17 protein-coding genes, 1 tRNA gene and 1 riboswitch are annotated in these 15,541 nt (G+C 65.6%); of the genes, 9 read left to right on the top strand and 9 right to left on the bottom strand.

The features are described from left to right. Together E4K65_RS23635 and E4K65_RS23630 are read right to left on the bottom strand one after the other, a co-directional pair. Positions 1-513 carry a GNAT family N-acetyltransferase gene (locus tag E4K65_RS23635; protein WP_167771075.1) on the bottom strand — a complete coding sequence of 171 codons (513 nt, stop codon included), beginning with the start codon at positions 511-513 and terminating at the stop codon, positions 1-3. Then, positions 513-1,094, bottom strand: coding sequence for a helix-turn-helix domain-containing protein (locus E4K65_RS23630; RefSeq protein WP_167771074.1), 582 nt, complete (start codon positions 1,092-1,094; stop codon positions 513-515). The genes E4K65_RS23635 and E4K65_RS23630 overlap by 1 nt, the downstream gene beginning before the upstream one ends. A 173-nt stretch (positions 1,095-1,267) precedes the next feature. On the opposite strand from E4K65_RS23630, the gene E4K65_RS23625 reads away from it, so the two are divergent. Further along, positions 1,268-2,260 carry an alpha/beta fold hydrolase gene (locus E4K65_RS23625; protein ID WP_135176195.1) on the top strand — a complete coding sequence of 331 codons (993 nt, stop codon included), beginning with the start codon at positions 1,268-1,270 and terminating at the stop codon, positions 2,258-2,260. 89 nt (positions 2,261-2,349) lie between these two features. Here E4K65_RS23625 and E4K65_RS23620 read toward each other — a convergent pair. Beyond that, positions 2,350-2,423: transfer RNA gene (locus E4K65_RS23620), tRNA-Gly, on the bottom strand. A 173-nt stretch (positions 2,424-2,596) separates the two neighbouring features. On the opposite strand from E4K65_RS23620, the gene E4K65_RS23615 reads away from it, so the two are divergent. The 6 genes from E4K65_RS23615 (at position 2,597) to E4K65_RS23590 (ending at position 6,165) form a co-directional block, all read left to right on the top strand. Continuing rightward, positions 2,597-3,175, top strand: a complete 579-nt coding sequence (locus tag E4K65_RS23615; protein WP_135176194.1) for a methylated-DNA--[protein]-cysteine S-methyltransferase — start codon at positions 2,597-2,599, stop codon at positions 3,173-3,175. A 9-nt stretch (positions 3,176-3,184) separates the two neighbouring features. After that, a complete protein-coding gene (locus E4K65_RS23610) occupies positions 3,185-4,024 on the top strand; it encodes a helix-turn-helix transcriptional regulator (protein WP_135176193.1) in 840 nt (279 codons plus the stop codon). 130 nt (positions 4,025-4,154) lie between these two features. Then, complete coding sequence (locus tag E4K65_RS23605) at positions 4,155-4,514, top strand: hypothetical protein (RefSeq protein ID WP_135176192.1); 360 nt, start codon at positions 4,155-4,157, stop codon at positions 4,512-4,514. A 103-nt stretch (positions 4,515-4,617) separates the two neighbouring features. Next, entirely contained in the window at positions 4,618-4,977 is a 360-nt protein-coding gene (locus E4K65_RS23600; protein ID WP_167771073.1) for a VOC family protein, read from the top strand. A 148-nt stretch (positions 4,978-5,125) separates the two neighbouring features. Beyond that, entirely contained in the window at positions 5,126-5,527 is a 402-nt protein-coding gene (locus E4K65_RS23595; RefSeq protein WP_135176190.1) for an SRPBCC family protein, read from the top strand. 128 nt (positions 5,528-5,655) lie between these two features. After that, entirely contained in the window at positions 5,656-6,165 is a 510-nt protein-coding gene (locus E4K65_RS23590) for a hypothetical protein (protein ID WP_167771072.1), read from the top strand. Here the strand turns inward: E4K65_RS23590 and E4K65_RS23585 are convergent. From E4K65_RS23585 to E4K65_RS23570, 3 genes are all read right to left on the bottom strand, one after another. Beyond that, the gene (locus E4K65_RS23585) at positions 6,162-7,607 is read right to left on the bottom strand and encodes an MATE family efflux transporter (RefSeq protein ID WP_135176188.1); all 1,446 of its coding nucleotides are present in this window, start codon (positions 7,605-7,607) and stop codon (positions 6,162-6,164) included. The genes E4K65_RS23590 and E4K65_RS23585 overlap by 4 nt on opposite strands. 167 nt (positions 7,608-7,774) lie before the next feature. After that, the gene (locus E4K65_RS23580) at positions 7,775-8,827 is read right to left on the bottom strand and encodes a hypothetical protein (RefSeq protein ID WP_135176187.1); all 1,053 of its coding nucleotides are present in this window, start codon (positions 8,825-8,827) and stop codon (positions 7,775-7,777) included. A 188-nt stretch (positions 8,828-9,015) separates the two neighbouring features. Continuing rightward, positions 9,016-10,074, bottom strand: a complete 1,059-nt coding sequence (locus tag E4K65_RS23570; RefSeq protein WP_430649034.1) for a 2'-deoxycytidine 5'-triphosphate deaminase — start codon at positions 10,072-10,074, stop codon at positions 9,016-9,018. A 157-nt stretch (positions 10,075-10,231) separates the two neighbouring features. Beyond that, positions 10,232-10,311, top strand: a riboswitch (SAM riboswitch). A 75-nt stretch (positions 10,312-10,386) separates the two neighbouring features. On the opposite strand from E4K65_RS23570, the gene E4K65_RS23565 reads away from it, so the two are divergent. Next, the gene (locus E4K65_RS23565) at positions 10,387-11,574 is read left to right on the top strand and encodes an O-succinylhomoserine sulfhydrylase (protein WP_135176186.1); all 1,188 of its coding nucleotides are present in this window, start codon (positions 10,387-10,389) and stop codon (positions 11,572-11,574) included. Between the two features lie 147 nt (positions 11,575-11,721). Here the strand turns inward: E4K65_RS23565 and E4K65_RS23560 are convergent, their stop codons facing one another. From E4K65_RS23560 to E4K65_RS23550, 3 genes are read right to left on the bottom strand one after another with little or no spacing between them, the layout of a single operon-like run. Continuing rightward, the gene (locus E4K65_RS23560; RefSeq protein WP_135176185.1) at positions 11,722-12,711 is read right to left on the bottom strand and encodes an SGNH/GDSL hydrolase family protein; all 990 of its coding nucleotides are present in this window, start codon (positions 12,709-12,711) and stop codon (positions 11,722-11,724) included. Between the two features lie 12 nt (positions 12,712-12,723). Then, positions 12,724-13,503, bottom strand: a complete 780-nt coding sequence (locus E4K65_RS23555; RefSeq protein ID WP_135176184.1) for an SGNH/GDSL hydrolase family protein — start codon at positions 13,501-13,503, stop codon at positions 12,724-12,726. Then, on the bottom strand, positions 13,503-14,750 hold the full coding sequence (locus E4K65_RS23550) for an OpgC domain-containing protein (RefSeq protein ID WP_135176183.1): 1,248 nt from the start codon (positions 14,748-14,750) through the stop codon (positions 13,503-13,505). Before E4K65_RS23550 ends, E4K65_RS23555 begins: the two co-directional genes overlap by 1 nt. A gap of 197 nt (positions 14,751-14,947) precedes the next feature. On the opposite strand from E4K65_RS23550, the gene apaG reads away from it, so the two are divergent. Continuing rightward, the gene (apaG, locus tag E4K65_RS23545; protein ID WP_028172741.1) at positions 14,948-15,340 is read left to right on the top strand and encodes a Co2+/Mg2+ efflux protein ApaG; all 393 of its coding nucleotides are present in this window, start codon (positions 14,948-14,950) and stop codon (positions 15,338-15,340) included. The last annotated feature ends 201 nt before the right edge of the window (positions 15,341-15,541 follow it).

Below are 15,541 nucleotides of genomic sequence, written 5' to 3'. Positions count from 1 at the left end.
TCACGGCCTCACTCCGCTTGAAAGCCGCATCTGCATGAGGACCATATCGAGCCAGCGGCCGAACTTGCAGCCGACCTCAGGCATGCGGCCAACCTCGGCAAAGCCGAACGAGGCGTGCAGCGCAATCGAGGCGGAATTCGAGGCCTCGATTGCGGCGACCATCGTGTGCTTGTTCAACGCCGTGGCCCGCTCGATCAGGGCAACCATCAGGCCGCGGCCGATGCCCGCGCGATGATGCCGCTCGTCGACATAGACGGAATTCTCGACCGTGTGGCGATAGCCGGGCCAGGGACGGAAATCGCCGAAGGACGCGAAGCCGACCACATCCCGGCCCTTCATCGCGACCAGAACGGGGTAGCCGGCTTCCCGGCGCGCGCGGATCCACGCGCGCCGCGAATCGAGATCAACCGGGCCGTCGGTCCAGACCGCCGTGGTGTTGATTGCGGCATGGTTGTAGATGGCCAAAATATCTTCGGCATCCTCCAGCATGGCGTCCCGCACGATCATCGGCATCACATTTTCCCATAAGAAGTGCCGCGCCGCGTGATGATGACGTAGCGCGCGTCCTGTCTGGTCTCGTTCTCGAAGGTCACCGCACGCATCACGTCGAAATCGAGACAATCGCCCTCGCGCAGGCGCACCGTCTTGGCGTCGATGTGCACGGCGATCGCGCCCTCCAGCATCAGCAGCTGCTGGGTAAACGCATTGCGGCCCCAGGGGCTGTACGGCACCCGCGCGCCGGCCGGCAGGTCGACGACGATGATCTCGAGGCCGCTCGCTGCGTCCGTCGGCGAGGCGTGCCGCCTTCGATAGCCGCTCTCGGGATCGCGCCAGTGCGGCTGGTCGGCAAGGCGCACCAGGCGCTCCGGCGGCTTTTCGGCCAGCGCCACCACGTCGCTGAGCGACACGTCGAGCGCGGCGCAGAGCTTGCCGAGCAGCGAAGCCGTCGCACTGCTCTGCGCCCGCTCCACCCGCCCGATCATGGCCCGGCTGACGCCGGAGCGCGCTGCAAGTTCGTTCAACGTCATGCCCGCCTGCGTCCTCAGGGTCTTCAAGCGACGACCGATCGCGCGATCGAGTTTCTGCTGGTCCATGGTCTTCATCCGAACATTGCCCGACACGAGGACCGCACCTATCAGGGCGAGCGGTAGCTTAGCGCGGACGGAGGCGAACGCCGCGAGCGGCAGTCTAATATATTAGAATCTTTGCGGAGCGCGCAGGGCCGATTAGGATGCGCCCCAACCACAAATGATCGGGAGGCGACGAGATGGGCGAGCCGACGCAGCGGACGATCAAGGCCAACGGTATCAGCCTCAACGTCGCCGAGCAGGGCAAGGGACCAATGGTGCTGCTCTGCCACGGCTTTCCGGAAGGCTGGTACTCCTGGCGCCACCAGCTCGAGGCGCTGGCGGCGGCCGGCTACCACGCGGTCGCGCCCGACATGCGCGGCTACGGCAAGAGCGACCGGCCCGACGCGATCGACCAGTACTCGATCCTCCACATGGTCGGCGATCTCGTCGGCGTGCTCGACGCCTTCGAGGCGAAGAACGCCGTCATCGTCGGGCATGACTGGGGCGCGACGATCGCCTGGCACACGGCGCGCCTGCGGCCCGATCGCTTCCGCGCTGCCGCCATCCTCAGCGTGCCCTATCGGCAGCGCGGCCCGGCGCGGCCGACGAGTGTCATGCCGCAGACGGCGGATGCGCAGTTCTATCAGCTGTACTTCCAGGAGCCGGGGGTCGCCGAAGCGGAGTTCGAACGGGATCCGCGCGCAACGCTCGGCGCCATGTTGTTTGGCGGCTCCGGCGAAGGAGCCGTGGCAATCCGCGCCAACGCCGAGCGCGCCGGCAGGACCGTCGGCGTCGGCATGGTCTCGCGCAAGGACGGCTTGTTGCCGAAAGTGCCGGTGCCGCTGCCGTCATGGCTGAGCGCCGCCGACCTCGATTATTACGGCGGCGAGTTTGCCCGCAGCGGTTTCCGCGGGCCGCTCAACTACTACCGCAACATCGATCGCAACTGGGAGCTGATGGGGGCTTTCGAGGGCGTGAAGGTGGTGGTGCCCTCGCTCTTCATCGCCGGCGACCACGACATGGTCCTCGCCTTCCCCGGCGCCGCCGAGCACCTCGCGAACATGAAGCAATTTGTGCCGCAGTTGCGCGAGATCAGGATGCTGCCGGGCTGTGGACACTGGACCCAGCAGGAGCGGCCGGCGGAGGTGAACGCAGCGATCGTCGAGTTTCTGCGAAGCCTGCCAAGTTAGCACCCTTCCCCGCTAAAGCTTCGAAGGGCATCCTGCATCGCGTTGCCGAAGACTAGAAATCCTGCGAAGCGCCTTCGCGCGAAGCAGGATGGAGCGGGCGAAGGGAATCGAACCCTCGTATGCAGCTTGGGAAGCTGCCGTTCTACCATTGAACTACGCCCGCGGATGCGATGCTCACGCCCGTCCTGATTAGCCGAGACGGCGCGTCCCGCCAAGCGGTTTGGCGCGACCGGCCGGACGCTTCTTAACGTTTCAGCAAGATTCCAGGTGCGCCGAATTGTGGCGGTGTTATGATCTCGTGTCTGGGGAGAGACGTGCACTGAGTGGGGCGTGTGCATGGTGGGGCGTGGCTACGCGATATTCGACACGGCAATCGGGCGCTGCGGCATCATCTGGAGCAGCACCGGCGTCGTGGCCGTGCAATTGCCGGAGGCGCGGGAGATCGACACCCGCCGCCGGATTTTCGCGGTCCATCCCGAGGCGCGCGAGCAGCAGCCTCCGCTGAATGCCGAGCTTGCGATCGAGGGCATCGTGGGCCTGCTGCAGGGTAACGATCCCGACTTTTCCGACGTCAGCCTGGATGCCGGCGGCGTGCCCGGCTTCAACCGCCGGGTCTACGAGTACGCCTGCACGATCCCGCGCGGAGAGACGCGCACCTATCACGAGATCGCCAAGGCGCTGGGGGCCTCTGGCGCGGCGCATTCGGTGGCGCAGGCGGTTGCGAAAAATCCCTACTTGCTGATCGTGCCCTGCCACCGCGCGCTGGAGGCCGGCAATTACACCGACCGGCTCTCGCCCTATGGCGGGGTGATCTCCAAGCGGCGGCTGCTGGCACTCGAGGGCGCCCATCCGGTCGCCAGCAAGACGCTGTTCGAGGTGTTGCTGCCCGTTGCCCCGCCGAGGCCCTCCACCTAGATAGGTGGCATGGATGCAACCACGCTGCTGACGACACGCTCGATCACGGTCTCCGAGTTCCGCTGCGATGCCGGGCCGGACGACACGCCGTTTGCGGAGTGCCGCACCGGGCATTCCATCGCCTATGTCCGCGCCGGCAGCTTCGGCTGCCATTGCCGCGCCGGCTTCTTCGAGCTGGTGGCGGGCTCGATGCTGGTCGGCGCGCCCGGCGAGGAATACACCTGCACGCATGAGCATGTCAGCGGCGACGTCTGCCTGGGCTTCTTCTTCAGCGAGGACCTGGTCGATGCCCTCGGAGGACGGCACGAGATATGGAAGGTCGGCGCGACACCGCCGCTTCCCGAGCTGATGGTGCTGGGCGAACTCGCCCAGACGGCGGCAGATGGCAACAGCGATCTGGGCCTCGACGAGATCGGCCAGATCCTCGCCGGCCGCTTCGTTGACGTCGTCTCGGGCAAGGCGCGCAAGCCGGCCACACCCACCGCACGCGACCGCCGCCGCGCTGTCGAAGCCGCGCTGTGGATCGACGCCAACTCGCATGAAGAGGTCGACCTCGAACAGGCCGCGCGGCAGGCGGGACTGAGCCCGTTCCATTTCCTGCGGCTGTTCTCGGCGGTGCTCGGCGTCACCCCGCATCAATATCTGGTGCGCTCGCGGCTGCGACACGCCGCGCGCCTGCTCACCGAGGACGACATCGCGGTCACCGACGTCGCCTATGACGTCGGCTTCGGCGATCTCTCCAATTTCGTCCGCACCTTCCATCGCGCCGCCGGCGTGTCGCCGACGAAGTTCCGGCAGGCGTCGAAGGGTGAGCGCAGGATCTTCGGGGAACGCCTCGTCCTCAACTGAGACACGTCGGCCGCATCGCAGGTAACAGTCTGTTGACCAGACAGGAGTGACGCGCTGGCGCTTGCGGTACATCGCGCGGTACTACAACTAAAGGGCGACTTGGCGCCCCTTCAACGCGGCGAACCGGCAGATGAACTGTGCCTCGAGTGACGTGATTGCGGCCACGCTGATCGCGCTTGTCGTCGGCCTCGCCTTCATCGCGGGTTGTGCCCTCTATTACGGCCGTCAGATCAGCTCGCGCAGGATTCCGATGCAGTGGGACAGCGACGGTCAGCCGGCCTGGTTTGCACCACGGCTCGTTGGGCTCTGGTTCAGCTTCGGCGTCACGGCGGCCCTTTCCGTGTTCCTGCTCGTCCTCGCCCTTCATGCCCCGCAAAAGCTCACAGCCCTGATCGTGGCAACGATCAGCGTGATTGGAGCGAACATGTGGGTTCAGGTCTATCATCTGAGACGGGTAATCCGGTGGCAAGCGGAGGCACCGGCGAACTAGCCGGACGCCGGTCGCAAGATTCTCCAAGAGCGGCCTGCCCTCAATTGACTAGGTTCGTTTCCGGCGTGCGCCAGTCGCGGCGCGCTTTGCAATGGAGACGAACATGTACGACCACATCGGACTTCGCGTAGCCGATCTCGATGCCGCCACGCGCTTCTACACCGCGGTGCTGGCGCCGCTCGGCTACGTCCTGTGCTCGAGCGGCGACGGCTATGCCGGCTTCGGGCCGAAGGGCGAGCCGGCGCTGTGGCTGCACCTGAACAAGGGGCGGAAGGCCGACGGTGCGCATATCGCGTTTCGCGCCGCGACTCATGACGCGGTCAAGGCGTTCCACAGCGAGGGCCTGAACAGCGGCGGCCGTGACAATGGCGGCGCCGGCCCGCGCAAGGATTACAGCCCGACCTATTACGCGGCGTTTCTGATCGATCCGGACGGCAACAATGTCGAGGCGGTTTGTGTGTGAGCTTTAGCCGCCAGCTCCGTCATTGCGAGGAGCTCTTGCGACGAAGCAATCCAGACTGCTTCCGCGGAAACATCTCTGGATTGCTTCGCTTCGCTCGCAATGACGGTTTCTGTAGCGACGACCTATCGAAATCAAGGATACCTACCTCATGGCCTCCATCCACAACGACGTCCCCCTCAATGCCTCCGCGCGCGACGTCTGGGACGCGGTGCGGGATTTCGGCGCGCTGCACCGGCGACTGGTGCCGGGCTTCGTCACGGCCTGCACGCTCGATGGCGATGCACGTATCGTCACCTTCGCCAACGGTTCCGTTGCGCGCGAGGTGCTGGTGGATTGCAACGATGCGCGACAGCGCCTCGTCTATGCCATCGCCAACGAGCGGCTGAAGCACTACAGCGCCTCGGTGCAGGTGATCGCCGACGGCGATGGCAAGAGCCGCTTGCTCTGGACCATCGACATGCTGCCGAACGAGCTTGCGGCTTACGTCCAGGAGCAAACCAGGGATGCCGTGATCGCCTTGCACAAGGCGTTTCCGCCAGCGGCAGCCTAACGGCGGCCCAGTCGCCGTAGCTCTGTGATTTTTCTCACAGAGCTCTCCCCTCCTCGGCCGTAACCATGGCTGCGTGCGTCCGGTTGGCTCTGCTCTCCCGGCGAAGCCACGCACGCGAGGAGCATGCCATGAGAGGTGCGGACAAGGTGATCTGCCAGGCAGCCGCCGTGCTGCTGCTGTTCTCGGTCGCGAGCACGCCCGCGAAGGCGCAGCTTGCAGGCTTCGGTGGCGGCGGAGGTGCCGGCGGCGAGGACATGATGACCCAGATGGCGCCGATGCTGGAGATGATGAAGGCGAAGATGGGCAAGCGCCGCTTCGCCATGCTGATGCAGACCATGGGACCGATGATGAGCCGCATGATGGAGAATGGTGGCGGCGGCTTCGGCGGCATGATGGGCGGCGGCAGTCTCGGTGGCCTCGGCGGCGGCAATCTCGGCGGCGGCTTTGGTGCGCCCAATTATGGCGGCTACAGCCCGATGGGCGGTGGGGGCTATATGCCAACGGGGCTCGGCGGCGGCGACATCATGGGCATGCTCGGCGGCGCCGGTGGCGGCGACATGATGGCGATGATCCCGCAATTGATGCGGCTCGCCAATGTCGGCGGCGGTGGCGGCCACCGCCGCCACAAGCATCGCTAGTCCGCAACACCTGAGAGAGCCGGCCTGATCGCGGGCTTGCTCTCGCGCGGTCCCCAGCGGGTCAGCACCACGCTGGAGCACGACAGCAGGCCCAGCACGACCATCGAGCTCGCGGCCAGCCAGAAGAAGCTCTGCGCGCTGGCGTCATGCGTCGACAGCCACCAGCCGGTCGCCGAGATGTAGATCAGCCGCACGGTCTGCGCCAGCACCGGGCCGATCACCTTGGCCGCGCCTTGCGAGGAGAAATACATCGTCGAGGCGAGCCCGATGAAGGCGTAGAACGGCGCCACCGTCGACAGGTATTGGTGGCTGGTCGCGCGCACGGTCGCGCTGTCGGTGAAGATGTTGACCCAGAGATCGGGGAAGAGCGCGACCAGGCACGCCGGCGCACCGACGGCGACGAATGCGCTCGCGCCCGCGATCCAGGCAATGCGCCGGGCACGCGCGATGCGGCCGGCGCCGATGGCCATGCCGACCATCGGCACCGATGCGATGCCGAACGAGAACGCGATCGAGGTCAGCAGGAATTCCAGCCGCGCGCCGATGCCGTAGCCGGCGAGGATCGCGGTGCCGAACTTCGCCAGCATGTGGGTGAAGATCGAGATCGTCAGCACCGATTGCAGCGGCGAGAAGCAGGCGATGGCGCCGACCTTCAGGATGTCGAAGAACATCGCCCACTGGATGCGCAAGCCGCGCAGCTTCGGTGCGATCCGCGCGCGTCCCGAGAACAGGTACCAGCCCATGATGCAGATGTTGAAGCAATAGGCGATCAGCGCGCCGGCCGCGACGCCGCGCATGCCGAACTGCGGCACCGGCCCGAGCCCGAGGCCGAGCGTGCCGCCGAGCAGAATCTGCCAGGCCGCGGAGTTGAGGATGAGGAACGACGGAAGCTTCATGTTGCCGGTGCCGCGCAGGATGCCCGCCATGGTGTTGAGCAGCCAGGGCAGCACGGCGCCGCCGAAAAACACCTGTGTGTAGGCGATCGCATGCGTGAGCACATCGCCGCGGCCGCCGAGCATTTCGAGCACCCTGGGTCCGAAGATCAGCATGCCCAGCATGAAGACGAGACCGAAGCTGATGCCGATCAGCATCGCATGCGCGGCGAGCGTGCCGGCACGCTCGCGATCGCCGGCGCCGAGCGCCCGAGCAATGGCGGAGGCCACCGCGCCGCCCATGGCGCCGCCCGACATCGTCATGGTCAGGATCACTGTCGGAAACACCAGCGCCATCGCGGCGAGCGCCTCGACGCCGAGCCGGCCGATGTAGGAGGTCTCGGCGATCACCGTACAGGTGCCGGCCGACAGCGCGATCACGTTCGGCCAGGCGAGGGAGAGCAGCGTGCGCAGGATCGGCCCGTCGGTCAGCGCGCTCTTCACGGGACGCGGGGGCGGCGGCAGCGGGCGTTCTTGTTCATCGACCGGGATCTCGGCGATGTCGGACATGTCCTCTCCCGGGCACGAGCGCCATTTGCGGCGCGGCAATGACTAGGTGTGCCAATAAATTTCTTCGCGCAAAAGGCGCGGCCAGGGGCTTGTTAGCACGGCACGCGCCGATTCCTCCTGCGCCTGATGCAGGCGTGCCCTGCGGCAGCGCATTTCAGTGGGTGGAATTACTCGATCGTCCAGACCAGCGGCGGACGGCCGCCTGCGGCCGGGCGCATGTGGACGCCGATATGCCGGCCACAGCCGGCAGCCAATCCCTCGAACAATCCCTCCAGCACCTTGGCGCAGGCGACGTGATAATCAGCGACGTCGTCCATCAGCTTCCAGCCCTGCTGACGGATTTCGAAAGTGCCCTCCGACTGCGCCGTCTCGGCGGCATCATCCTGCGCGGCGAACAACGCGTTCAGGAACGATGCGAATTCCCTCGCACCGCCGCGGCTCATCGCGAGCGCCGCCGCGACCTCGTCGAAATACTGCATCCCGATCAGCCTCCCGGTGAGATGCAGCAGATAGCCGGCATCTTCCGGGCCGAACAGCTGCACCATCACGGGCGCGGCGGTGCGGACATATTCCATCGCGTAGTTGCGATAGGCTTTTTCCAGCCGCGGCTTCGGCCAGCTCGCGACCGGCAGCGCCGGCGCGGCATTCGCGTCGAACAGCGGCGCTTCGAGGTGCCGTGCGAACACCAGTCGCTGGTCGAGCTCGAGCGGATGGTCGTATTGATGGTAATAGCCTTCGAGCCCGTCCTGGCCGTCGACGCTCTGCTTGGTGCAGACGAAGCCGAGGCGCAGATCCCCGAGCGCGACACCGTTGTTGGCGTGCCAGCCGCGCAGCATCGCGCGAGAGACCTCGCCCGGCACGCCGCAGATCGCGGTGCCCTTCCAGATCCAGCGCGGCGGCGGATAGCGGATCCAGGCCTTAACGTCGCTCTCATACATGTATTCGACATGTACGCCGCCGATCCAGTTCGAGAGATAGTGATATTGAGCAGCCGCGACCGCCGGCGGCAGATGGCTGAGGCCGAGCTTCTCAAGCCCCGGCAGGAAACGCTCCTGCTGCTGGCGACGGAACACGCGGAAGACGAACTCCGCGGCATCCGCCGTACCGCGCCGCGTGACGACTGTGAGAATGAGGCCGGTGAAATAGGCGTGATAGAGATCGGCGACCGCGCGCCAGCGCTTCCATTGGGCGTCCTGCGCGGAGTCGGCTGCGGCGGTCATGTTCGCTCCCGGCTTGTTGTTTTGCGGGAGTGTGTCATCGCGGCTGGGGCGGCGCAACACGCCACAGGCTCGGCGTCATCGCCCGCGAAGGCGGGCGATCCAGTATTCCGAGACGGGAATGATTGAATCGATGCGCCGCGGCGTACTGGATTCCCCGCCTTCGCGGGGAATGACGGCGGGGGATGTGGCTACACCCGAAAATGCTTCGAGAGCTTCAGGCCCTGCGCCTGGTAGTTCGAGCCGATGCGCTGGCCGTACATCGCGTCGGGGCGGGCCAGCATCTTCTCGTAGACGAGACGGCCGACGATCTGGCCGTGCTCGAGGATGAACGGCACTTCGCGCGAGCGCACCTCCAGCACGGCGCGCGATCCCAGCCCGCCGGCGCCGGCATAGCCGAAGCCCGGATCGAAAAAGCCGGCATAGTGCACGCGGAATTCGCCGACCAGCGGATCGAACGGCACCATCTCAGCGGCAAAGTCGGGCGGCACCTGCACGGCCTCTTTCGAGGCGAGGATGTAGAACTCGCCGGGATCGAGGATCAGGCTGCCGTCGGGACGGGCCGAGATCGGCTCCCAGAAGTCCTCGACGGAATAGCCGGAGCGGCGATCGACATCGACCACGCCGGTGTGGCGCTTGGCGCGGTAGCCGACGAAGCCGCTGGCCTTCTCGCCGGAGAGATCGACGGAGACGGCGACGCCGCCGGACAGATCGGCATCGTCGATGTCGACGAGGCGCTCGGACGCATGCAGCGCATCGAGCTCGTCGGCATTGAGGATGGCATCACCGGTGCGGAAGCGCACCTGCGACAGGCGCGAGCCCTCGCGCACCAGCACCGGAAATGTCTTCGGGCTGATCTCGGCATAGAGCGGGCCGTGATAGCCGGCGCCGATCATGTCGAAGCGGCGGGTGCCGTCGGCGATCACGCGGGTGAAGACGTCGAGCCGGCCCGTCGAGCTCTTCGGGTTCGCGGCCGCGACGATCTCCGGCGGCAGCGCGAGGCTTTCCAGCAGCGGCACGATGTAGACGCAGTTGGTTTCCAGCACCGCGCCGTCGGCAAGGCTGAACTCGTGCAGCTTCAACTCGTCGATGCGCTCGGCCACCGTGGCGCCGGGACCGGGCAGGAAGCTGGCGCGGACGCGATAGGCGATGTCGCCGAGACGCAAATCGAGGCTCGCCGGCTGGATCTGGCTTTCGACGAAGTCATAGGCGGGCAGGATGAGGCCGCCCTCCGCCATCGCCGCAATCATGCGGTCGGGCAGGATACCATTGGCGTCGGCGGCAATCGTGAAACTCAACCGGGGTCCTCGTCAGGGGTCAAACGCATCCGGACATGTGGGAAATACTAGCCTTTTACGGCTATCCGATGGACGCCTTGACGGAAAGGCCATTGCGGAATATGAGCATCACTTATCCCGTGGTGATTTGAGCCGGCCGGCTTGCAGCCACGTTAAATAAGTCGCTAAACAGGCCGGGGACCTCTGTGATCCCGGCCCGTGGATATATCCAGGCCGGTTTTTTTGTGACCGTTTTCGACGAGACGGTCATGTCGGAGGTACCTAATGTCGAAGTCGCCTGCTGCTTACCGTCCCGAAACCCGTCTGGTCCATTCCGGCACCCTGCGCTCGCAATTTGGCGAGACGTCGGAGGCGCTGTTCCTGACGCAAGGCTACGTCTACAACAGCGCCGAGGAGTGCGAGGCGCGGTTCAAGGGCGAGGACCCCGGCTTCATCTATTCGCGCTACTCCAACCCCACCATCGCGATGTTCGAGCGCCGCATGATCGAGCTCGAGGGCGCCGAGGCGGCGCGTTCGGCCGCGACCGGCATGGCCGCGGTGACGACCGCGATCCTGGCGCCGCTGAAGGCCGGCGACCACGTGGTCGCCTCCCGCGCGCTGTTCGGCTCGTGCCTCTACGTCATCCAGGACCTGTTGCCGCGCTACGGCATCGAGACCACGCTGGTCGACGGCCTCGATCTCGACCAGTGGCAGCGGGCCTTGCGACCGAACACCAAGACGTTCTTCCTGGAGAGCCCGACCAATCCGACGCTCGACGTGCTCGACATCCCCGGCATCGCCGAGATCGCGCACAAGGGCGGCGCGCGGCTCGTCGTCGACAACGTGTTCGCGACCCCGATCTGGCAGAGCCCGCTCGCGCTCGGGGCCGACGTCGTGGTCTATTCCGCGACCAAGCACATCGACGGCCAGGGCCGCTGCCTCGGCGGCATCATCCTGTCCTCGGAAGCCTTCATCGCCGAGCACCTCCACAATTTCATGCGCCAGACCGGGCCGTCGATCTCGCCGTTCAACGCCTGGGTTCTGCTCAAGGGCCTGGAGACGCTGGCCGTGCGCGTGCGCGCGCAGACCGACACCGCGACCCGCGTCGCCGAGGTGCTGGCGAGCCATCCCAAGATCTCGCGGCTGATCTATCCCGGCCGCGCCGATCATCCGCAGGCGGCGCTGGTGAAGAAGCAGATGCGCGGCGGCTCGACGCTGGTCGGCTTCGAGGTCAAGGGCGGCAAGGCGGCCGCGTTCCGCGTGCTCAACGAGCTGAAGCTTGCGAAGATTTCGAACAATCTCGGCGACGCCAAGAGCCTCGTCACGCATCCGGCAACCACGACGCATCAGCGCCTGAAGCCGGAAGACCGCGCCGCGCTCGGCATCAGCGAGGGCTTCATCCGCTTCTCCGCGGGGCTCGAGCATGCGGACGATCTGATCGAGGATCTGACGGCGGCGCTGGAGAAGGCGTGAGGCGAGCCAAGCACTCGCACTCGTAGGGTGGGTTAGCCCTGCAGATGCACGAAGCGCATCTGCTCGGCGTAACCCACCAACTTCGTTCCGCAATCGTCGATGCATGGTGGGTTACGGCTTCGCCTAACCCACCCTACGACGCCGAGCCTACATCGGCCGGTACGCCCGCACATCCCCGGGCACGTTGACGCCGAGCTTGATCTGGCCGACGGAGCGGATGATGTCGTCGCCGAGGAGCTGGGCGAAGCAGGCGTAGCCCCAATCGTTCATGTGCAGGCCGTCGGCGATGACGAAGCTCTCGACCGGGATCGATTGGTTCTCGTGCCAGTCGCGCATCACCTCGAAGCGCGGGAAGATGCCGACGTGACGGAGCTCGGCGACCTTGCCGAGCAGCTTCACCATCTTGCCGGCGCTCTCCTTGCGCTGGTTGACGGCCGGCGAATATTGCGGATCGACCAGCACGATATCGGCGCCGCCGGCGGCCTGGATGCGCGAGATGCCGTCCTCGACCATCTTGGCGGTGTCGCCGGGATCGAGATTGCGCAGAACGGCGTTGGTGCCGACCTGCCAGATCACCATATCCGGATGCACGTCGATCACCTCCTTCTGGAGGCGCTTCATCATCTCGGGCGCGTCCTCGCCGCCGACGCCGGCATTGATGACGGTGATGTCGGCGGTCGGATATTGCCGGCGCAGCTGCGCGGCGAGACGGTTCGGATAGTTGAAATCGGGCGAGCTCGCACCATAGCCGGCGGTCGACGACGAGCCGAACGCGACGATCACGACAGGCTTGCCGGCGACGAGCTTGTTCGCGACATGCGGCAGCGAGCCCATCGTCTTCGAGCCGCCCTTCGGCGGCAGGCAGGGAACGCGGTTGAAGACGTCGCCGGCGGATTTCGCGACCTGCTTCACCTTGTCGATGGCGCGCGCGGTGATGCCGCGCTGTTCGGGGGACGTCGCGGCGACGGTGGTCTGGGAGGGCGATGCGGGGGCGGGACTAGCGGTCTGCGCGGGCGTCGCCTGCGCGGCTTGAGCCTGCGCGCGCGATTGCGAAGCAGGCGTCAGCACCAACAGCGCCGCCGCCGCCGCGGGCGCAACCAGCCATGCCGTCAGGCCAAAAGGGCGGAGAGAACTCATTAACGCTAGACCTCAATTTTGCTGCTGGGCCGGCCCCAGATGGGCAGCATCAATCACGAATTGTGCCAACGCCCGGCCAAGGCAATCATGGACCTGTTTCGCCAGCTCAGGCCCGCGGGACGGGCTGAACAGGTCGAACTGACCCTGATCGTTCCACTGCCGCATGATCGCGAAACGATCGAACAGCGGGATGTCGTGCTCCTGTGCCACCACCCGCATGTTGTCGAGATAGGGCGGCACCGAGATCATGGTTTCGGTCCGCGGGCTGTACTGCAAGTTCATCAACACGACGTCAGCCCCTGCATTTTGCAATGCGGAAACCCCTTCGGTCACCGCGCCGCGAAAATCGTCGGGATCGATTGCTCGGATAGCATCCACGGTCCCGGTCTGCCAGATGACCAAAGTAGGCCTTTTTGCTTCCATCAGCTTAACGAAGCTGGCGGCCGCCTCCTCTGCCGTCTTCTTGCTCTGTATTTCTACGGAGACGTGCACCGCTTCCGACGGCGGCAGCTTGTCCTTCAAGATGGCCTGCATGCGCGCCGGATAGGAAGCGTCCTCGGAGGCCGGAATCGTGGTCGAGCGGCTGCCGATGACCAGGATTTCGAGCGGTTTGCCGGCCTTGATGGCGTCGGCGACCTTGGGAAGCTGGGCTTCGCTGCTGAGCAGATAGGAGGGTAATTCGCAGGCCGCGGGCGCGGCCGGAGCGGGCTGCGCAGCATCCTCCGCGCGCGCCGACGGCGCGGCGAGGCCACCGCATAGCAGGATCAGGCTCAGGAGAACCTTCGCCTTCATCAGCCCCCTCCCGCCATATCGGCGTTGCCGACGGCGTTTTTGGTTTTCGCACCGCTCTTGTCAGCTACGCGCTTGTACCACGAAATCACCCAGGCAACGCCCCACATGATCAGGATTCCGGAGAGACTAATCACCGCATGCATGACCGCGCCGCCGGAGACCTCGGCCAGGATGAAATGACCGGCGAAGGCCAGGAAGACGCCGAGGCAGAAGATCTCCAGGGAATGCTGGCCGCACAGGATCAGCGGCCGCAGCCAGGGCGATTTCAGGCCCGGCCAGTCGCGCGGCAGGAAGCGCACGGTGAGCGCGGCCAGCGCCAGGAAATGCGTGAAGCGCAGCACGTCGAGATCGGTCTTGTCGATCGGATACATCCACTGTTCGAGCCGCTTCGGCATCAGATGCGAGAGCTGCGGCAGGTACCAGGTCAGCGTCACGTAGAACGCCGCCGCAATATAGGCGATCGCGATCCACATCGTCACCGGTGAAGCCAGAATACGCGACATGCGCCGCGCACCTCCGAGCGCACACCATGCACCGAAGACGAAAAGCAATTGCCAGGCCAGCGGATTGAACGCCCAGAAGCCGTTCGGATAGGCGGAGAAGTAGAGGTCGTATTGCCAGGTGACCACGTAGAGCACGACCGAGAGGCCGAGCGTGACGTCGGGCTTCCACTTCATCGACCACAGGATCACGGGCAGCGCCAGCATCAGCACGATGTAGAGCGGCAGCACGTCCATGTTGACCGGACGGAAGCGCAGCAGCAGCGCCTGCACGATGGTGACGTCGGGCTGCTTGAGGAAGTCCATGATGCCCATCTCTTCGGTGTAGAGCGGGTTCTCGAAGCTGGTCGCGACGTAGGAGATCTCGGCGAGAAAGATCGTGAACAGGAAGACGTGGGCGACATAGATCTGCCAGACCCGGCGCAGGACGCGCGCGGTGGCGATGACGACGCCGCTCTCCAGCATCGCGCGGCCGTAGACGAAGGCGGCGGTGTAGCCGGAGATGAAGATGAAGATCTCGGTGGCGTCGCTGAAGCCGTAATTGCGGATCGTGAACCAGGTCAGCAGACTCGTCGGCAGATGGTCGATGAAGATCAGCCACAGCGCGAGGCCGCGGAACAGGTCGAGCCGGAGCTCGCGCTCGCCGATGGCGGGCAGCGAGATGGCCGGCGCGGCCGCACGCGGCTTTGCGTCCACAGGCTTGGCTCCCGCGATCGTCGATCCCGTCACTTGGTCCGCAATGGTCATCGGGGCCTGAAAACCCTCACTCAAATCGCGACGTTATAAGGATTGTACCGGTCCGGCCGTCGTCTCGCAAAGCGGCCGGATCACATAAGGGTGTCTTTCTTTGGGGGTGTCTTTCTCCGCGAATTCTGGCGGGACGATGTCGCGAAAGCCGCCCGCGGCGTTTGGTTCCCGGCCGGGTTTTCGTTATGATGGCAGCCATGTACCGCGCCGTGACCCGCCAGATCGAAGTGACCGTCGAGCCGAACTTTGTTCCGGAACAATCGTCGGCCGACCGCTCCCGCTATTTCTGGTCCTACACCATCGTCATCACCAATTCGGGCGAGGAGACCGTGCAGCTCAAGACGCGGCACTGGATCATCACCGACGCCACCGGCCGGCAGCAGGAGGTGAAGGGCGAGGGCGTGGTCGGCGAGCAGCCGACCCTGGCCCCCGGCGAGCGCTTCGAATATACCTCCGGCGTGCCGCTCTCGACCGCCTCCGGCTTCATGACCGGCCGCTACCAGATGGTCAGCGAAAGCGGCGAACGCTTCGAGATCGACGTGCCGACGTTTTCGCTGGATAGCCCGGACAACAAGCGGGTGTTGAATTAGGGGCGTGCCGTAGGGTGGGTTAGCCGAAGGCGTAACCCACCACTTCTCTCTGCACACGGAACCAAAGAGGTGGGTTACGCCGGGCAGATGCGCTTCGCGCATCTGCAGGGCTAACCCACCCTACGATGTCCGAGTTCCTGGCGCGCAGCTTCCCCAATCCCGTCATTGCGAGCGCAGCGACTTGTCCGCCGAAGCTTTAGC

Source organism: Bradyrhizobium niftali, assembly GCF_004571025.1.
Taxonomy (GTDB): domain Bacteria; phylum Pseudomonadota; class Alphaproteobacteria; order Rhizobiales; family Xanthobacteraceae; genus Bradyrhizobium; species Bradyrhizobium niftali.
This window is presented reverse-complemented; position numbering and strand designations above follow the sequence as displayed.